Genomic DNA, 15,387 nt, shown 5'->3' with positions numbered 1-15,387 from the left:
CCTTTCCGGTCACCCGCGTGCCGTTCCGGGACGAGACCTCGGCCGAGGCGATGTCGTCCCGTCACTGCAGCAATCAGCATACCGAACCAGTACTCTCGCCTTGAAGCGCAACCTGCAGCAGGCTTCGTGTAGATATCGCATACCCAACTAGAACGCTCTGTCACGTTTTTGTGGCGCCAACAGGCCCGTAATTGTTGGGGACTACGTAAACGGATTCACGCGACGATCACGGCGTCCGGTGCCGCATAGGCCGCCGGATCCCCGGCCAGGAACGCCTGGAAACGCGCCCGGTCCTCGGCCGCGGCGGCATTCCAGCCCGCCACGTTCCCGCGGCTCGCGGCCGCCGCCTGTGCCAGCCCGCCCTCGACGATCCAGTCCATCAGCGCCGACGCGGCCGCCTCGGGCACCTCCGGCCGGATCATCAGACCGGAGGCGCCCAGCACCTCGCGGAATACCGGTGCATCCGGTGCCGCCACGGGCAGGCCGCCATGCTGGACCTCGAGGAGCGGCAGCCCGAGCCCCTCCGCCTTCGAGGTCGAGAGCAGGAGGTGGCAGGAGCCGGCGAGATCCCGCAGCGCCGCGTCGGCCAGGTAGCCGTGGCGGTGCAGGAAGGGCGGCGGGTCGTCCAGGAAGGCGTGACGGCCCCAGCCGACCCGCCCGACCAGGTGAAGCTCCGCCGGCACCCCCGCGCGGTTGAGCGCCCCGACCAGGGCGAGAGAGGCCGGATAATCCTTGCGCGGCTCGATCGTGCCGATCGCCAGCATCCGGATCGGCGCGCCCGGGGCGTAGGCGGCCGGCCCCGGCAGGTCACCGAGATTGAAGGCGTCGCGCACGGACGGGCGCAGCAGGGCGACCCGGGCCCTCGGCGCGCAGACGGCCCGCACCGCCGCGCCGGTGGTGCGGCTGTTGACGAACAGGTTCGGGCACCAGCGCAGGGCGCGGGCGAAGCACGGGCTCATGTAGAGCCGGCTTTTCAGGCTCAGATCCTCCGGCCGGTCGAGCAGGAAGGTATCGTGGACGTAGAGGAGGCAGCGCGCCGCAGCGACCGCGCAGAGCGGCCCCGGCGGAAAGCCCGGGAACAGGAACAGCGCGTCCCGGTCGGTGAGCGCGCGCAGCGGCAGCCCGAGCTGCTGCTGGCCGATCATCCCCGGCAGCGAGCCGCTGGTGACCGCCCGGACCTCGTGGGGCGCCAGCCGCTCCGGGGCGAACAGGTCCAGGGTGATCCGCTCGATCCCGGTGACGTGCGCGCGCAGATGGGTCTGGTCGAGATAGATCCGCTTCGGCCCCGGCTTCACGGGACGCTCCGCCGCAGGGTGCCGGCGAGGTAGAGGCAGCGGCGTACGAACAGGGGCATGCGCCGGCCGAGCACCATCTGCTTGGCGCGCCGCAGCCGGCGTACCAGCGGCCGCGAAGGCGCCGGCACGGTGCCGGTCGCGCCCGTCTGGCGCTCGGCCGCGAACGGGAAATGGCCGAGCATCGCCGGGGCGAAGGCCAGCCGCGCGGCGCCGGGCAGCAGATTCCGCGCCCGGATGATCGCGTCGAGTGACAGCGCGGCGGCGGCGGGGCTGTGGCGGCTCTCCAGGGCGATCCGGGCGAAGGCGCCGAGCCGCGCCCGGGCCCCGGCATCGTCCACCAGCTCGGCCAGGGCCCAGGCCAGGGCTCCGGGCTTCACCGGAACGAGCCGGCCGGACACGCCGTCGATCACCGCGGAGGTCAGCCCGGAGGTGCGGTAGGCCAGCGTCGGCACGCCGCACAGACCGGCCTCGATCGGGGTCTGGCCGAGGGTCTCGTGGCGGCTCGCGGTGACGTGGAGGTCGCAGGCGCCGTACCAGGCGGCCAGGGTGTCCTCGTCGGCGATCAGCCCCGGGGCGAACAGGTTCGGCAGGCCGAGCCGGGCCGGATCGTCGAGCCGGCCGATCGCGACGACGCCGACCCCCGGCCGGGCCACCGCCCGGAGCGCGGCACGCAGATCCGAGAAACCCTTGTCGGGCCCGTCGACGATCACGGCCGAGATCAGGATCAGCACGTCGCCCGCCGGCAGGCCGAGCCGGCGGCGCAGGGCGGCGCGGTCGCCGGGCCGGAACGTCGCGGTCGGGAAGGCCAGCTGGATCCGCTCGGCCACCGCGCCGGGGGGTGCGAGGTCCCGGGCGCGGGCCAGGGTCCAGTCGGAATTGGCGAGCAGCCATGGCCCGGCCGGTTCGGCCAGCACCGCGCGCTTTCGGGCGTGCATGCCGGCGATCCGCCCGGGGGCGAGCTGCGGGTACTCGTCCGGTCCGGGACAGGCGGCGTCGCAGCCGGTGGCGGCGCGGGTGCAGTCGCGCGGATGGCAGCAGCGGCCGGTGAGCGGGAACAGGTCGTGCAGCACCAGAGCCGTCGGGCCGCTGCGGGCCAGCCGCCCGACCACGTCGAGGCTGCGGGTGGCGCCGTGCAGGTTGCCGGCCAGCACGAGGTCGGGCGCGGCGGCCGCGATCGCCGCCTCGGCCCGCGGGAACCGGTCGGTCCATTCCGCGGCCTCCGGCCGGTCGCTCAGCGCGATGCCGGTCACGCGGTGGCCGGCGAGCGCCAGCGCCTCGGCGAGCCGCCTCTGGGCGACCCCGGCGCCGCCCTGGGTGCCGGTGCCGGTCAGCGAGACGATCGCCAGGCCGCCGGATCGCGCGGCCGGCGCCTCGTTCATGCGTTGCAGCAGAACCGGGCGGCCGATGCGCGAGCGAGCGGCGGCTGGAAGGGCCGACCAGGCGGCGGAGGCGTGCAGGTCGCCGTCGGCGTCGAGCACGGCGTGGCGGTGGAGCGCCGCGCGCATCCACAGAACCGCGCCGCCGGGGAACGGCACCCCGTCCCAAGCCTCCATCCCGGGGATGTCGAGTTCCAGGATTGTATCGGCGAACAGGACCCGCAGGCCCGCGACCGCCGCCGCACCGGTCAGGGCGGCCTCCAGGGCCAGGGCGGTGAGCGCCCCCGGCGCGAGGAGATCGCCCGGGCGGAGCCACAGCAGGGCGTCGCAGCCGGGCTCGGCCAGGATTGCTTCGATATGGGCACGCCCGAACCCAGGCGGCACGAGGTCGTGCCGGAGCTCCGCGTAATCCTGGCGCAGGACCGAGGCGGCGGTCGCCTTCGCGTCGATGCCGGGATCCGCCAGGGTGACGACGCGGATCCGCGGCCAGGGCCGCCCGTCGGGCAAGGCGGCCGGCCGCCCCGGTCCGGCGGTGACGGGGCTGAACGGCCAGCCGGCGACGCCGTGGGCGGGCGGTGAGGAAGCGGCGTCGGTCAAGGGCGGTTCGCGCGTCGGGCGGGGCGCTCAGTCTGGCCGCGAAGGGTGAAGATTGCCTCTCGGACCGCGTGCGCCATCAGCCGTCCACACGGATGCGGGCAGGGCCGGCCTCCATGCGGCCGATCCGGGCCGCGGCGGCGTAGCCGGCCGCCCGGATGCGCGCCAGGATCGCCTCCGCCTGGGGCTCGTCGCAGGTCACCAGCAGGCCGCCGGAGGTCTGCGGGTCGGTGAGCAGGTGGCGGCGCCAATCGGGATAGCCCGCGGGCAGGTCGATCTCGGCGCCGAACGCGTTCCAGTTGCGGTGCGAGGCCCCGGTGACGAAGCCCGCCTGCACCAGAGCCTCGGCCCGGGGCAGGAACGGCAGGGCGCCGGCCTCGAGGGCGAAGGTCAGGCCGGCGCCGCGGGCGATCTCGAGCCCGTGGCCCAGGATGCCGAAGCCGGTCACGTCGGTCATCGCATGGACCGCCGGCTCGGCGGCGAGTTCGATGCCGACCGTGTTGAGCCGGGTGGTGGTGGCGACGAAGTCGCGATAGTCGGCCGCGTCCAGGGCCTCGCGCTTGATCGCCGCGGAATAGACCCCGACGCCGAGCGGCTTGGTCAGGATCACCGCGTCGCCGGCCCGCGCGTCGGCGTTGCGCCGCACCGCCTCCCGGCGGCAGGTGCCGATCACCGCGAGCCCGTAGATCGGCTCCGGCGTATCGATCGAATGGCCACCGGCCACCGGGATCCCGGCCTCGGCGCATGTCTCGGCGCCGCCGCGCAGGATCCGGGCGACCACGTCGGGCTCGATCTTGCCCACCGGCATGCCCAGGATCGCCAGGGCGAAGATCGGCCGTCCGCCCATGGCGTAGACGTCCGAGATCGCGTTGGTCGCGGCGATCCGCCCGAACTCGACGGGGTCGTCCACCATCGGGGTGAAGAAGTCGGTGGTGGCGATCACGCAGGTGCCGTCGTCGAGCGCCCAGACCGCGGCGTCGTCGGAGGTCTCGTTGCCGACGAGCAGCCGCTCGAACGGGCCGGCGGCCGGCTGCTCGGCCAGCAGCCGGCGCAGGATCGCCGGATCGAGCTTGCAGCCGCAGCCGCCGCCATGGGCGAGACTGGTCAGACGGGGGGACTCGGTCATGCGGAACTCCGGGCCAAGGCCGCCGAGGCGGTGTTCACCGGCATCGTCCCGGACGGAAGGCCGGCCTTCGGCGGACGATGCTGCGCCCGTCAGTAACGCGTGGTGATGGCATTCAGCCAGTCCGGCGAGGCGGCGACCGCCGCGGCCTCGACCCGCTTGTCGGTGCCGGTGAGGATGAGAAGCCCCAGCGCCACCATCACCACCCCCAGGGCCGCCTTCACGCCCTTGCCGGCCGCCGCGAGGCCGCCGCGCCAGCGCATCAGCGCCTCGCGGGAGACGAAGCCGAGCAGCATCAGCGGGGCCGCGGCCCCGATCCCGAACGCCAGCATGGTCAGGGCGACGCTGCCGAGATGCTCGCCCCGGGCGGCCAGCAGCGAGGCGGCCCCGAGGGTCGGCCCGACGCAGGGGCTCCAGGCCGCGCCGAGCAGCAGGCCGACGCCGAACTGGCCGGACAGGCCCCCGGACCCGAACCCGCCGAACCGGTCCTCGGCCCAGGCCCCCACCGGCCCGGCGGCGGTGGCGACCTGCGCCTGGAGCCGCGGCAGCATCAGCACCAGGCCGAGGAGGATCAGCAGCACGGCTCCGGCGCCGCGGAACACGTCGCCGTCGAGCCCGATCGAGAAGCCGATCGTCGCCATGAATAGCCCGATGGCCGTGAAGGAGAGGGCCAGGCCGAGTGCCAGCGCCACGGGCCCGAGCCGATGCTCCGAAGCCGCGGTGCCGAGCACGATCGGTACCAGCGGCAGGACGCAGGGCGACAGAACCGACAGGAGCCCCGCCAGGAACGCGAACCCGACCGTCCCCAGCATCGCCCGTTCCTCCGCCGTCTTCCTTTTGGTCCGCAGGCTTCGCGCCGGGGCGCGATGGCGTCAATCGGCGCATCGCCGGGCGGGGGTGGGATCGATCGTCGCCGCCCGGCACCCCAGACTCGTGGGCCGGATCGCGATGCACCGGGCCGTCGCGGCGTCCAAGACCGTCAGTCGGTCGGCGCCGTGGGCCCGCCGATCAGGCGGTCATATTCGGCCTCCGCCGTTCCGTAGCTGTCGCCGACGAGGCGGAGCAGGCCATCGCGGTCGACGATCCGGACGAGACCGCGATGCGTGCGCACGAGCCCGTCCCGCTCCAGCACGCGCAGCGCCTGGGTCACGCCGGGTCGTTCGACGCCCAGCATCAGCGACATGAATTCCTGCGTGACCGTGACGACGTCGCCCGCGCTGCGGTCGTGATACATCAGCAGCCAGCGGGCGAGCCGCGTCCCGGTGTTGCCCCGCGCATTCGCGAACGCCGTCTGCGCGGTCTGCGCGAAATGGGTGTGGATGTAGCGCAGGAAGAGGCGGCGCATCGCCGGGCGCGCCTCCGCGAGCCCGGACAGGACCTGCGCATCGACCGACAGCATGTGCCCGGCCGCCTGCACGAAGTGCGTGTAGGGGGTGCGGTCGTCCCCGAGCAGGATCGGGCTGGCGCCGACCAGACCTTCGCGGCCGATCAGCCCGATTTCGACCCGACCGCTCGCGCCGTCGTTGGTCACCGAGACGATGCCGGATTCCACGAAGTAGACCGTGTCGATCCGCGTGTGGGGGGCGATCAACATCTGCCGCAGCAGCATGTCTTCCGGGCGCAGCGCAGGCTGCAGGACCGCGAAATCCTCGGGATCGAGGGCCCGGAGGAGACGGTTGTGCAGGTCAGCCTGACGGAGATGGACCACGGGTGCTCATGCATAGCGGGCGAGAGCGCAAGCGGACCCGCGATCATCAACGCCCCGGAGGTAGCGAACGCTGTGCCTGCGCTAATGTCTGGCCCGTAACATCGCAATACAAAATTCTTCTGCGCAGATGATCCGGTCTGAGGTGCCTGTAGAAATGTAAATTTCTTACATTTCTTGCTTCAAGGCTGGCAGAACAACAAGCCGATCTTGCATGAAGCGAGCCTCGTTTGCGCGCAAGGTGGGGGCCGGAGCCGGACCCGATCGGCGCTGCGCCAACCCAGCCGCCGCTACGCTTCGGCACATCACGATGCGCGCCGTGGTGCGGTAGACCCTCTGTGCCGCCAGCGCGCCCGCCTCTCGGTCCTCGATCTGCGTCAGCGCTTGTGACCGCGCCGGCATCCAGGTCGCCGGCGGATGCTCTCGCTGACGGATAGGCGGGTGGGCGGACATTCCACGGAGCGGATCGGTGGCCACCTTCTTCACGGGCGATACCCATTTTGGCGACCAACGGGCCCTGCGCTTCGACCACCGGCCGTACCCGGACCTCGACGCCCACGATGCCGGCTTGATCGCCGCCTGGAACGCCGCGGTGGCCCCGGGCGACACCGTCTGGCACCTCGGGGATTTCGCGCTCGGCCCGAGCGGCGCACGGATCCGCGAGATCCTCGACGGGCTCAATGGCGAGAAGCACCTGATCGTCGGCAACAACGACGGCCCCGACACACTGGGGGCTCCGGGCTGGGCCTCCGTGCGCCATTACGCGGAACTCCTGGTCGAGGACCGGATGGTGGTGCTGTGCCACTACGCATTCCGGACCTGGAACGGCATGAACCGGGGTGCGCTCAACCTGCACGGGCACAGCCACGGCAAGCTCAAGCCGATGCCGAAGCAGTACGATGTCGGGGTCGACCCGATGGGGCCGGCCCCGGTCGGCCTCTCGGCCATCCTCACCTCGCGCCTCCGCCGGAAGGCGTAGCCAACTTTCGAGCTCCCGCACCGCGGAAGTGGGGCCTGCTCGGCGCGGAACAGTGCGATTGCGAGCGGCCCCGATATGTTGGTTTGACGCACTCTCCTGCGTCGAAGCGGGGCTGCTTGAGCGGGAGCGCTCTAGTATGTCCTGCTCCATGCCAGGACGAGATCGGCCCTGTAATCGCTGTAGCGATTGCCGGGGATCTGCAACGTTTTCATCGGGATGTGCGCCCGCATGTAGACGTTGATCGTCCTGTCGTTGACTTCGAGGATGATTTCCGGATTCGTGATCGAAACGCCTTCCGCGATGTCCTCGCGCTTCGCGTTGTGCTTGATCAGGCCGCCGGCAAATATGTGTGCGATGTCGACCTCGGCGTGATGCGCAGTGCCATCCGCGGAGCGCCATGAGACGTCGGCCGGCATCGGGAAATTCGGCACGCCGAGATAGCTGGCCTTCAAATTGTCCGGGTAACCGCTGCCCAAGGACGCCGACGAGATCTGCAGCTTGTCGTCCGGGTCATCCGCGAATGTGAATCCGTTGTATCGGACCGCGCAGCGATAGGTCGAATAGCAGAAGGCGTCGAAATCATGTTGGACGAACTTGAGCGGCCAGTCGGCAACCGTGAGGGTTCGGTATTCCTGGGCCGGAAAATTGTCCGTGCCGCTGAAGCCTGCAAGAACAAAGATGATGAGGGGTGCCAGAGCGCTTTTGTTCATGGCCTTAGCAAGGGTTCAGTGCGTGTGACGCCATCCGCGCCGTGGTGGACGGGTTCTTCGCTTCGGCGTCATGCCGTCTGGGTCGCTCGATACTCTAGCGCGGAGCCACCTGTTGAGAGAACGGGCGGTGCCTTAGGTCGGATGTTCTATCGCGACGCGCTTCTCAGACGGCATTGCGGTGGCGGACGCGATCATGGTGCCGGCCACTGGGCGTCCTGCAGCTTGGACGGGATGGATCGGGGCGTGCTCAACCTGAGCGGGTGCGGTCGCGGAGCGCGCGAGGCGATGGCATAGCCGTGCGATGCCGGGCCGATCCGGCGGGTCCGGCCGTCGCAGGCCTCTGCGCAATCCGCACCGGGCGCCTACGCCGGAAGGCGTAGTTCAGTCGGAACCTTCACAGCAGCTTCACCGTTTCAGCGGACAGAGAGGGGATGGATACGCGCCGTCCCGAGAAACCCGGCGGCCTCGTCTTGTGGGGCCACCATAGAAACCAAGTCGTGAGTATTCCCGTGAGCGCCCGTTCGGACTCTTCCCGCTACGGCTTCTCCCTGACGACCGGCCTCGCCAAGACGGCCCTGGCCGGTGCCCTGTCGCTCCTCGCTCTGGCCTCCTCGGCGCTGGCCCTGCCGGCGTGCCTCGAGGCCCAGCGCAAGGTCGATGAGGCCAACGCCCTGCGCTTCCAGGCGCGCCAAGAGGCGCGGCTGGGTAACCATGACCGCGTCTGCGACACGCTGGACGAGGTCGGCGACCGCTACGACGACGCCCGCGACGCTTTCGAGCGCTGCGGCGAGGGCGTGGTGGCCATCGATCTGCGCAGCGAGCTGCGCGGCCTCCGCATCGCCAAGAAAATCAACCGCTGCGACTGACCGGGTGCGTCCGCGCACCTCGTACGTTCAGGCCCCGCAGCATCATCCCGACATAGCGACGCACGTCGCCGACAAGGTTATGCGCCGATGACCACCGCCCTGCTGTCGTCCGATCTCCAGGCCCCGACCACCGATCGCACCGGCCCGTCCTTCGCGGCCGCTCTTTGCGGCTTCATCAGCACCACCGTCGCCACGACGATGCTGCTCGTGCTGATCGGGACGCTCTGACATCAGGGCGCGACCGACCAGAACCGCTGGCGGTTGAACAGCATATCCCGGCTCCCGACGGTGGGCGCCTCGTGCGGCTTGACGCAATCCGGCTCGCGCGGCTTGGTCACCGCCGCGAGCGCCGCCACAACCGGGGCCGGTCGTAGCCCGAGACGCGCCTGAACCTCCGGCTGCCGGGCTGCCGCGATGGTCAGTACGGCGGCGATCAGGCCGCCGGCAACGGTTCCAAGCAAGAAGTTCAGCATCTCTGACGCGATCCGGTGGCCGGCATTCCGCGACCACAATCCCTGGTCTCTGTCCAACCCGGCGGCATCATGGCGGACGGATGCTCACGCGGCCTTAACACTTGATCTGCGACAGCTACACGCAAGCCTGCCCACCCGGCAGGTCTGATGCGATAGGGCTGGACCGCCTATGAACTACGCCGCCAACGCCTATGCCCGGACGTCCCGGTCCGCATTGACGCCGCGCGAAGCCGAATCGGCGGTCCTGCTGAAGGCGGCCCAGCAGCTGATCGGCGCCAGCCACGGGCTCGCCGCCGGCGACACCAAGCGCCTGAACGAGGCCCTGTCGTTCAACCAGCGCGTCTGGACCATCCTGGCCAGCGAGGCGACCGCCGACGAGAACCCGCTGCCGGCCGATATCAAGCAGGGCATCGGCAACCTGGGCGTGTTCGTGCTGCGCAGCTGCGTCGACACGATGATCGAGCCGACCCCGGAGAAGATCGCCAACCTCGTGCAGATCAACAACGAGATCGCCGCCGGCCTCCAGGGCAATCTGGGCTGAGACCCGGACGGCGCGGTCAGGCGGCCGCGCCGGGCTCGGGCGGCCCGGCCGGCAGCGCCTGGGCGAGTATCCCGGCCTCCCATTCCACGAGCTTCCGGCCGAGTTTGATCGCCGGATAGAACGTGCCGGCCTCGACGGCTTCGGCGATGGCGGCGATCTGCGGCGCCGCCGCCGGCATCAGACGAATCAGCTCCCCGGCCTGCCGGAAGAACAGGTCGATCCCCGCCGCTGGGTCGTCGGCGAGGTAGATCACCGTCAGCGTGAGGTGGATCTGCTTGCAGGCCGTGTCGGCCTCGCTCTCCGTGATGATCTCGCTCTCGCGCAGGAACTTGCACTGCGTCTCGATCAGGAAGGTCGAGCGCCGGTCGCCGTTGCGAATCAGCGCGCCGTTGATGATCAGCCGCTCGAGCGGCTTGAGTTCCAGGCGCAGGGGCATCGCGTGTTCCTTTCTAGAAGACGCGGCGATGTGATTCCGAAAGCGTTAACGTTTGGACAATGGCCGCCGACTTGCGCGGATCGTCCGGGGACCGGGACAGGATTGCGGCGGCGGTGCGAATCGTCGACTCTTCGAAGAGATGGCGCCGAGTCGGCGATTCTGCGCCGTCTCAGCCTTCGGAGACTTGCCGATGTCCTCACCCTCGACGCACGCCATCTACCCAACTCTTCGCGGGAAACGCGTGCTGGTGACGGGTGGCGCCTCCGGGATCGGTGAAGGCTTGGTCGAAGCCTTCGTTGCCCAGGGTGCCCGCGTCGTGTTCTGCGACATCGCCGACGAGGCGGCGCAAGCCCTGGTCGCGCGCCTGTCCCCCGGTGCGGCGCACCCGCCGCTCTACCGCCGCTGCGATCTCACCGATGTCGACGCCGTCCGCGCCCTGGTGGCTGGGGCCGAATCCGCGCTCGGCGGGCTCGACGTCCTGGTCAACAATGCCGGCAACGACGACCGCCACAAGCTCGAGGACGTCACGCCCGAATATTGGGACGACCGGATGGCGGTGAATCTCCGTCACCTGTTCTTCGCCGCGCAGGCCGCCGTACCGGCGATGCGCCGGGCCGGCGGCGGCGTGATCCTGAACTTCGGCTCGATCAGCTGGCATCTCGGCCTGAAGGAGCTGGCCGTCTACCAGACCGCCAAGGCGGCGATCGAGGGGATGACCCGGGCGCTTGCCCGCGACCTCGGCCGGGACCGCATCCGGGTCTGCGCGGTCGTGCCCGGCAACGTCCAGACGCCCCGTCAGGAGCGCTGGTATACCCCCGAGGGCGAGGCCGAGATCGTCGCTTCGCAGTGCCTGGACGGGCGGATCCAGCCTTCCGACGTCGCCGCCCTGGTGCTGTTCCTCGCCTCCGACGATGCCCGCATGTGCACCGGGCACAATTACTTCATCGACGCCGGCTGGCGGTAACACGCGGGCTGAACTCACGATCCGTCGGCGGCGCGGACCCTGCGGAGGAGGCGGCCGTCGATGGCCGCCAGGCCGCCGCCGATCAGGGCCATGCCGAGATAGTGCCGCTTTTCGAGGCGCTCGCCCAGGACCAGGGCGCCCAGCAGGATCGCCGAGACCGGGATCAGAAAGGTGACGAGCGAGAGGTTCGTCGCCCCCGCCCGCGCCAGGATCCGGAAATACAGCACGTAAGCGAGTGCGGTGGACAACGTGGCGATGCCGAAGACCGCGCCCCAGACGGGCGCGCCGGGCATCGGCAGGGTCCAGGGGTGGTCGATCGTCAGCGCAGCCGGCAACAGCACCAGAGCCGAGGCGGTGACCTGCCCGGTGGCCACCGCGAGGGGTGGGACGCCCATCCGCTTGAAGCGCCGCCCGAATACGCTGGCGCCGGCGTAGGACAGGGCCGCACCCAGCACGGCGAGCTGGGCCAGGAACCCCGCGCCGGATCCCGCAACGGCGGCGGGGCCGACCATCACGGCGACGCCGCCCAAGCCCACCAGCACGCCGGCAAGCCGGTTGCCGGTCATCCGCTCGTCGGAGGTGAGCAGGTGGGCGACGAGGACCGTGAAAAGCGGCGTCGTGGCGTTGAGGATGGCGGCGAGGCCGGACGCGATATGGGTCTGGCCCCAGACGATGAGGCTGAAGGGCAGGACATTGTTCAAGAGGCCCATGCCGAGGAACGCGGCCCAGATGTCGCGCGTGCCCGGCAGACGTGTCCCGGTCAGCGGAAGGATCAGGTTCAGGATCAGGGCGGCGAGCCCGACCCGCAGAACCACCAGGGTGAGGGGCGGCAGCCCGGCAAGCGCGACGCCGGTGAAGAAGAACGAGCCGCCCCAGAGGACGGACAGGCCAAGCAGCATCGCCCATTCGGGCGCGGACATGGCGTGAGTCCCGGCGGGCGGCATGGCGGATCTCCAACAGGTCGATCCGAGCCTATGAATCCGCGGCCGGGGTGGCCAACCCGTTTCTTGCTCTCGAAGCCAACGATGCCGTCAAACGGTCTTTTTTCGATCTAGTTCAACGTCTAAAATCTCGAATTCGTGGGTGTGGGTGGTAAATTAAAATAGTCACTGTTTGGTAATTGCCTGGCGGCGTCGGAAGAATGACGTCGATAAGTCGAGGACAGACCGAGCATACTTCAAGCACCATATCCGTCTGCAGCGCTCTCTCCCGGGGCCAGCAGCCCCACCAGCCGGAAGCAATGCTCCACGATCCTGGGCTCGATCACATCCAGCCGCCCCGTCTGTGCGGCGTCCAACCCGACCCCGTGAAGGGCGTTGAACAGGAAAACCGCCGTGAAGCGGGCATCCGCGATCGTCCAGGCCTGTGCTTGGCCGCCATCGGTCAGCAGCCGGGTCAGATCGTCGATCAGGATGTTGTCGGCCAGACCGTCCAGCGAGGGCGGCGGCACGTCGTGGAAGACGATCTCGTGGAGGCGTGCGGAGGCGGCGTATCCTCGGCCGCACGCCGTCGCCCAGGCCGCGAGCTTCCCGCTCCAGTCTCCGTCAGCGCGCCGCTCGACCGCAGCGTTGATGGTGTCGAGCAGGGTGGCGACAAAGCGCTGGCGCAGCCCGCCGACCACATCCTCCTTCGAGGAAAAGTGAAGGTAGAAACTGCCCTTCGCGACCCCCGCCCCGGCGGTGATCTGCTCGATCGTGGTCGATGCCACGCCCTGATCGAGGAACAGGCGCTCGGCGGCGTTCATCAGATCCTCGCGCCGCTCGTGAGGCGGCTTGGTCCTGGGCTTGGTCGGCACGGTGCGATCCCATGACGGGCGGGCGATCCGCCCTGCCTGAACCCGGATCGGTGCGTTGAAAAGGGGCTCCCGGCCGGCTCGCGCCTGTCGACGGAAATGAAGCTGAAAACCCTCGAAAAAATTTGACTGACCACCAGTCATTTGATGGGATGATGCCGTCGATTCGGGTGGGTGCGGCTCGGCCGGCATCCCGCAATCCCGCCAGGGAGTTCCCATGAACCATGTCATCGAGCGTTGCCGCGCCGTCCGGCTGCTCACCTATCCCGACGGGATGATCCAACCCCACGATCTCACGATCACGGAAACGGGTTTGCCGAGCCCCGGTCCGAACGACCTGATCATCCGCAATCGCTGGTTTCGCGTCTCCATCTCAACCCAGCTCATGGCGAGCCCGGATGCACAAGCTGTCGAGGGCATTCCGTTCCCCGCGCTCAGGCCCAGGGACGCCCTGGCGGATGGCGCGATCGGCGAGGTCGTGGCCTGCCCGCCCGGGAGCGGATTCGAGGTCGGCGCCTTCGTTTCCCATCCCCTGGGATGGCGGGATTATGCGGTCGTCGATGCCGGCCGCTGCGTTGCGGTCGGCCGAGGGCCGATCGAGCCCGCCGCCTATCTCGGCCATGGCTGGACCGCCTACGCGGCCCTGACCCGGGGCATCCAGGTTCGTCCCGGCGACACCGTCTTCGTGTCGAGCGGGGCCGGCGCGATCGGGTCGATGGCCGGGCAGATCGCCCGCAAGCTCGGCGCAGCGCGGGTGATCGGCAGCACCGGCAGCGCGGACAAGGCCGATTGGATGAAGGCCGATCTCGGCTACGACGCGGTGATCCTGCGCAACCGGGGCCCGATCGCCGATCAGCTCAAGGCGGCCGCGCCGGCCGGCGTGGACGTGTTCGTCGATATGGTCGGCGGCGAGCACCTGGCCGCCGCCGCGGGGGCGGCGCGCGAGGGCGCACGGTTCGTCCTGCTCGGCGCATTGACCGCCGAGCTGAACGTGGCGGGCGCCAGCATCGCCGCGCCGGTCGAGCTCGACTCGTTCCAGCTGATCCTCAGGGACATGACCCTGCGCGGCTACAGCGCGGACCGGGACAGCGCGGAGGGGTTTCCGGAATGGCTCGCCTGGCAGCGGGAGGCCGGGCTCCATTTCGCCTGCTCGAAGGTCCAAGGGCTGGAGCGTGCACCCCAGGCCCTGCACGACGCCTGCGAAGGAAGGCTCAGGGGGCTCGTCATGGTCGAGCTGTGACGGGCCATCCCGCGACCGTCGCAGCCCGCACGAATCGATGACCGGATAGCCCGGCGGTTCAGCCTTTGCTGGCTTCGTAACGCGCCTTGTTCTCGGCGTTTGGCGGATAGAGCCCCGGGAGCGCGGCACCCTTGCCGACCTCCTCCATGATCCAGCCCTCGAACCGCTCCTGCTCCGGGGCGAGTTCCAGCACGGTCTCGAGCAGGGCCGCCGGAATCAGCACGGCCCCGTCCTCATCCACCACGATCACGTCATCGGGGAAGACCGCGACGCCGCCGCAGGCGATCGGCTGCTGCCAGGCCACGAAGGTCAGGCCCGCCACGGACGGCGGCGCCGCCGCACCCTGGCACCAGACCGGCAGGCCGGTGCCGAGTACGCCGGCAACGTCACGCATCACGCCGTCCGTGACCAGGGCGGCCACGCCCTTCTTGGCCATGCGGGCGCACAGGATGTCGCCGAAGATCCCGGCATCGGTGACGCCCATCGCGTCCACGACGGCGATGCACCCGGCCGGCATCGCCTCGATCGCCGCGCGGGTGGAGGTCGGGGACGACCACGATTCGGGGGTGGCGAGATCCTCGCGGGCCGGAACGAAGCGCAGGGTGAAGGCGCGGCCCACGATCCGGGGCTGCCCAGGCCTCAGGGGCCGGGTCCCGCGCAGCCAGACATTGCGCAGACCCTTCTTCAGCAGGATCGTCGTGATCGTGGCCGTGGTGACCTTCGAGAGAACTTCGACGATCTGGGCGTCACTCGACATCCGCGTATCCTTCCCGACCGAGGCCGCCATCGCCGCCCCCTGCCGGAGAGCTGTACCCGATCACGATCCGATCGGGTACAGCTCTAAGTTACTGTTCCGCGGTGTTCTTTCCGCGGAGCGACCGAGACGCGAAAGCCGACGCCCGGGCCACGTCTGTCCCGAACGGTGCCTGACTCAATCGCACGATTCTTTCTTCACGGTCTTGGAATCGCCCATCTCGTTTTCCTTGCGGACCGTCTTGCTGACGCAGCCGTCGCCATGATCGTGGACGGTGACGGACTTCGACTCGGAGGCCGGGCGATCGACCACCACGGCGGGGCGGTCGCGCTCGATGACGGTGGTCTGGGCTTGGGCGGCGGCACCGAGGCTGAGCAGGGCAGCGGCGGCGAGGAGGGGGTGGCGCATCGGGGAACTCCGGTTCCGATTTCGGTCCCGAGTAACGGCGGCCCCAGCTTGAGCGTTCCGCAATTTCTGGTGGTTAGATCATGTGCTGAAAAGCGGGCCGAACCCGTAGAGGAACGCGGCTCGGCCCACGC

General features: G+C 69.9%; 18 protein-coding genes. 6 read left to right on the top strand and 12 right to left on the bottom strand.

The features are described from left to right. Window positions 1-215: 215 nt before the first annotated feature. The 5 genes from BMZ47_RS13495 to BMZ47_RS13475 all read right to left on the bottom strand — a co-directional run bounded on the left by BMZ47_RS13495 (window position 216) and on the right by BMZ47_RS13475 (window position 6,096). Window positions 216-1,295, bottom strand: a complete 1,080-nt coding sequence (locus BMZ47_RS13495; protein ID WP_091862964.1) for a glycosyltransferase — start codon at window positions 1,293-1,295, stop codon at window positions 216-218. Continuing rightward, entirely contained in the window at window positions 1,292-3,268 is a 1,977-nt protein-coding gene (locus BMZ47_RS13490; protein ID WP_091862960.1) for a glycosyltransferase, read from the bottom strand. The genes BMZ47_RS13495 and BMZ47_RS13490 overlap by 4 nt, the downstream gene beginning before the upstream one ends. Before the next feature lie 76 nt (window positions 3,269-3,344). After that, the gene (gene selD / locus BMZ47_RS13485) at window positions 3,345-4,391 is read right to left on the bottom strand and encodes a selenide, water dikinase SelD (protein WP_091862957.1); all 1,047 of its coding nucleotides are present in this window, start codon (window positions 4,389-4,391) and stop codon (window positions 3,345-3,347) included. An 89-nt stretch (window positions 4,392-4,480) separates the two neighbouring features. After that, window positions 4,481-5,200, bottom strand: coding sequence for a cytochrome c biogenesis CcdA family protein (locus BMZ47_RS13480; RefSeq protein WP_091862954.1), 720 nt, complete (start codon window positions 5,198-5,200; stop codon window positions 4,481-4,483). 167 nt (window positions 5,201-5,367) lie between these two features. Then, on the bottom strand, window positions 5,368-6,096 hold the full coding sequence (locus BMZ47_RS13475) for a Crp/Fnr family transcriptional regulator (protein ID WP_091862951.1): 729 nt from the start codon (window positions 6,094-6,096) through the stop codon (window positions 5,368-5,370). A 466-nt stretch (window positions 6,097-6,562) separates the two neighbouring features. Here BMZ47_RS13475 and BMZ47_RS13470 point away from each other — a divergent pair, with 466 nt between their 5' ends. Continuing rightward, the gene (locus tag BMZ47_RS13470; protein ID WP_091862948.1) at window positions 6,563-7,072 is read left to right on the top strand and encodes a metallophosphoesterase; all 510 of its coding nucleotides are present in this window, start codon (window positions 6,563-6,565) and stop codon (window positions 7,070-7,072) included. Window positions 7,073-7,203: 131 nt separating this feature from the next. Here BMZ47_RS13470 and BMZ47_RS13465 read toward each other — a convergent pair whose 3' ends face one another. Then, window positions 7,204-7,782, bottom strand: a complete 579-nt coding sequence (locus BMZ47_RS13465; protein WP_091862945.1) for a hypothetical protein — start codon at window positions 7,780-7,782, stop codon at window positions 7,204-7,206. 548 nt (window positions 7,783-8,330) lie between these two features. Here BMZ47_RS13465 and BMZ47_RS13460 point away from each other — a divergent pair. Together BMZ47_RS13460 and BMZ47_RS28585 are read left to right on the top strand one after the other, a co-directional pair. Then, window positions 8,331-8,648: a hypothetical protein gene (locus BMZ47_RS13460; protein WP_091863131.1), complete on the top strand. Its 318-nt coding sequence runs from the start codon at window positions 8,331-8,333 to the stop codon at window positions 8,646-8,648. A gap of 87 nt (window positions 8,649-8,735) precedes the next feature. Next, window positions 8,736-8,876 (top strand): hypothetical protein, encoded by a 141-nt coding sequence (locus BMZ47_RS28585; protein ID WP_007569207.1) that lies wholly within the window; start codon window positions 8,736-8,738, stop codon window positions 8,874-8,876. Between the two features lie 2 nt (window positions 8,877-8,878). Here the strand turns inward: BMZ47_RS28585 and BMZ47_RS13455 are convergent, their stop codons facing one another. Next, a complete protein-coding gene (locus BMZ47_RS13455) occupies window positions 8,879-9,121 on the bottom strand; it encodes a hypothetical protein (protein WP_007569206.1) in 243 nt (80 codons plus the stop codon). 169 nt (window positions 9,122-9,290) lie between these two features. Between BMZ47_RS13455 and flaF the strand changes: the two genes are divergently transcribed. Further along, window positions 9,291-9,662 (top strand): flagellar biosynthesis regulator FlaF, encoded by a 372-nt coding sequence (gene flaF, locus BMZ47_RS13450; RefSeq protein WP_091862941.1) that lies wholly within the window; start codon window positions 9,291-9,293, stop codon window positions 9,660-9,662. A gap of 16 nt (window positions 9,663-9,678) precedes the next feature. Here flaF and BMZ47_RS13445 read toward each other — a convergent pair whose 3' ends face one another. Then, window positions 9,679-10,098: a flagellar biosynthesis repressor FlbT gene (locus tag BMZ47_RS13445; RefSeq protein ID WP_007569202.1), complete on the bottom strand. Its 420-nt coding sequence runs from the start codon at window positions 10,096-10,098 to the stop codon at window positions 9,679-9,681. 190 nt (window positions 10,099-10,288) lie between these two features. On the opposite strand from BMZ47_RS13445, the gene xylB reads away from it, so the two are divergent. Then, complete coding sequence (gene xylB / locus BMZ47_RS13440) at window positions 10,289-11,062, top strand: D-xylose 1-dehydrogenase (protein ID WP_091862938.1); 774 nt, start codon at window positions 10,289-10,291, stop codon at window positions 11,060-11,062. 14 nt (window positions 11,063-11,076) lie between these two features. Here xylB and BMZ47_RS13435 read toward each other — a convergent pair whose 3' ends face one another. Both BMZ47_RS13435 and BMZ47_RS13430 read right to left on the bottom strand, forming a co-directional pair. Further along, window positions 11,077-12,006 carry a DMT family transporter gene (locus tag BMZ47_RS13435; protein ID WP_091862934.1) on the bottom strand — a complete coding sequence of 310 codons (930 nt, stop codon included), beginning with the start codon at window positions 12,004-12,006 and terminating at the stop codon, window positions 11,077-11,079. A gap of 233 nt (window positions 12,007-12,239) precedes the next feature. Next, window positions 12,240-12,806 carry a TetR/AcrR family transcriptional regulator gene (locus tag BMZ47_RS13430; protein ID WP_091862931.1) on the bottom strand — a complete coding sequence of 189 codons (567 nt, stop codon included), beginning with the start codon at window positions 12,804-12,806 and terminating at the stop codon, window positions 12,240-12,242. 265 nt (window positions 12,807-13,071) lie between these two features. On the opposite strand from BMZ47_RS13430, the gene BMZ47_RS13425 reads away from it, so the two are divergent. Continuing rightward, a complete protein-coding gene (locus tag BMZ47_RS13425; RefSeq protein WP_091862928.1) occupies window positions 13,072-14,094 on the top strand; it encodes an MDR family NADP-dependent oxidoreductase in 1,023 nt (340 codons plus the stop codon). Window positions 14,095-14,152: 58 nt separating this feature from the next. On the opposite strand, the gene BMZ47_RS13420 is transcribed toward BMZ47_RS13425, so the two are convergent. Continuing rightward, the gene (locus tag BMZ47_RS13420) at window positions 14,153-14,851 is read right to left on the bottom strand and encodes a ribonuclease activity regulator RraA (protein ID WP_091863130.1); all 699 of its coding nucleotides are present in this window, start codon (window positions 14,849-14,851) and stop codon (window positions 14,153-14,155) included. Between the two features lie 174 nt (window positions 14,852-15,025). Then, complete coding sequence (locus tag BMZ47_RS13415) at window positions 15,026-15,256, bottom strand: hypothetical protein (protein WP_091862924.1); 231 nt, start codon at window positions 15,254-15,256, stop codon at window positions 15,026-15,028. Window positions 15,257-15,387 lie beyond the last annotated feature (131 nt).

Source organism: Methylobacterium brachiatum (assembly GCF_900113845.1).
GTDB classification, from domain to species: domain Bacteria; phylum Pseudomonadota; class Alphaproteobacteria; order Rhizobiales; family Beijerinckiaceae; genus Methylobacterium; species Methylobacterium brachiatum.
The sequence above is the reverse complement of the archived record's forward strand: the minus strand, read 5'-3'. Positions and strand labels throughout refer to the sequence as shown.

What these genes read in the sequence shown, in the direction of transcription:
- selD (WP_091862957.1), bottom strand. Translation starts at nt 4,391, where the DNA reads ATGACCGAGTCCCCCCGTCTGACCAGTCTCGCCCATGGCGGCGGCTGC.
- BMZ47_RS13480 (WP_091862954.1), bottom strand. Translation starts at nt 5,200, where the DNA reads ATGCTGGGGACGGTCGGGTTCGCGTTCCTGGCGGGGCTCCTGTCGGTT.
- BMZ47_RS13465 (WP_091862945.1), bottom strand. Translation starts at nt 7,782, where the DNA reads ATGAACAAAAGCGCTCTGGCACCCCTCATCATCTTTGTTCTTGCAGGC.
- BMZ47_RS28585 (WP_007569207.1), top strand. Translation starts at nt 8,736, where the DNA reads ATGACCACCGCCCTGCTGTCGTCCGATCTCCAGGCCCCGACCACCGAT.
- BMZ47_RS13455 (WP_007569206.1), bottom strand. Translation starts at nt 9,121, where the DNA reads ATGCTGAACTTCTTGCTTGGAACCGTTGCCGGCGGCCTGATCGCCGCC.
- flaF (WP_091862941.1), top strand. Translation starts at nt 9,291, where the DNA reads ATGAACTACGCCGCCAACGCCTATGCCCGGACGTCCCGGTCCGCATTG.
- BMZ47_RS13445 (WP_007569202.1), bottom strand. Translation starts at nt 10,098, where the DNA reads ATGCCCCTGCGCCTGGAACTCAAGCCGCTCGAGCGGCTGATCATCAAC.
- xylB (WP_091862938.1), top strand. Translation starts at nt 10,289, where the DNA reads ATGTCCTCACCCTCGACGCACGCCATCTACCCAACTCTTCGCGGGAAA.
- BMZ47_RS13435 (WP_091862934.1), bottom strand. Translation starts at nt 12,006, where the DNA reads ATGCCGCCCGCCGGGACTCACGCCATGTCCGCGCCCGAATGGGCGATG.
- BMZ47_RS13430 (WP_091862931.1), bottom strand. Translation starts at nt 12,806, where the DNA reads ATGAACGCCGCCGAGCGCCTGTTCCTCGATCAGGGCGTGGCATCGACC.
- BMZ47_RS13425 (WP_091862928.1), top strand. Translation starts at nt 13,072, where the DNA reads ATGAACCATGTCATCGAGCGTTGCCGCGCCGTCCGGCTGCTCACCTAT.
- BMZ47_RS13420 (WP_091863130.1), bottom strand. Translation starts at nt 14,851, where the DNA reads ATGTCGAGTGACGCCCAGATCGTCGAAGTTCTCTCGAAGGTCACCACG.
- BMZ47_RS13415 (WP_091862924.1), bottom strand. Translation starts at nt 15,256, where the DNA reads ATGCGCCACCCCCTCCTCGCCGCCGCTGCCCTGCTCAGCCTCGGTGCC.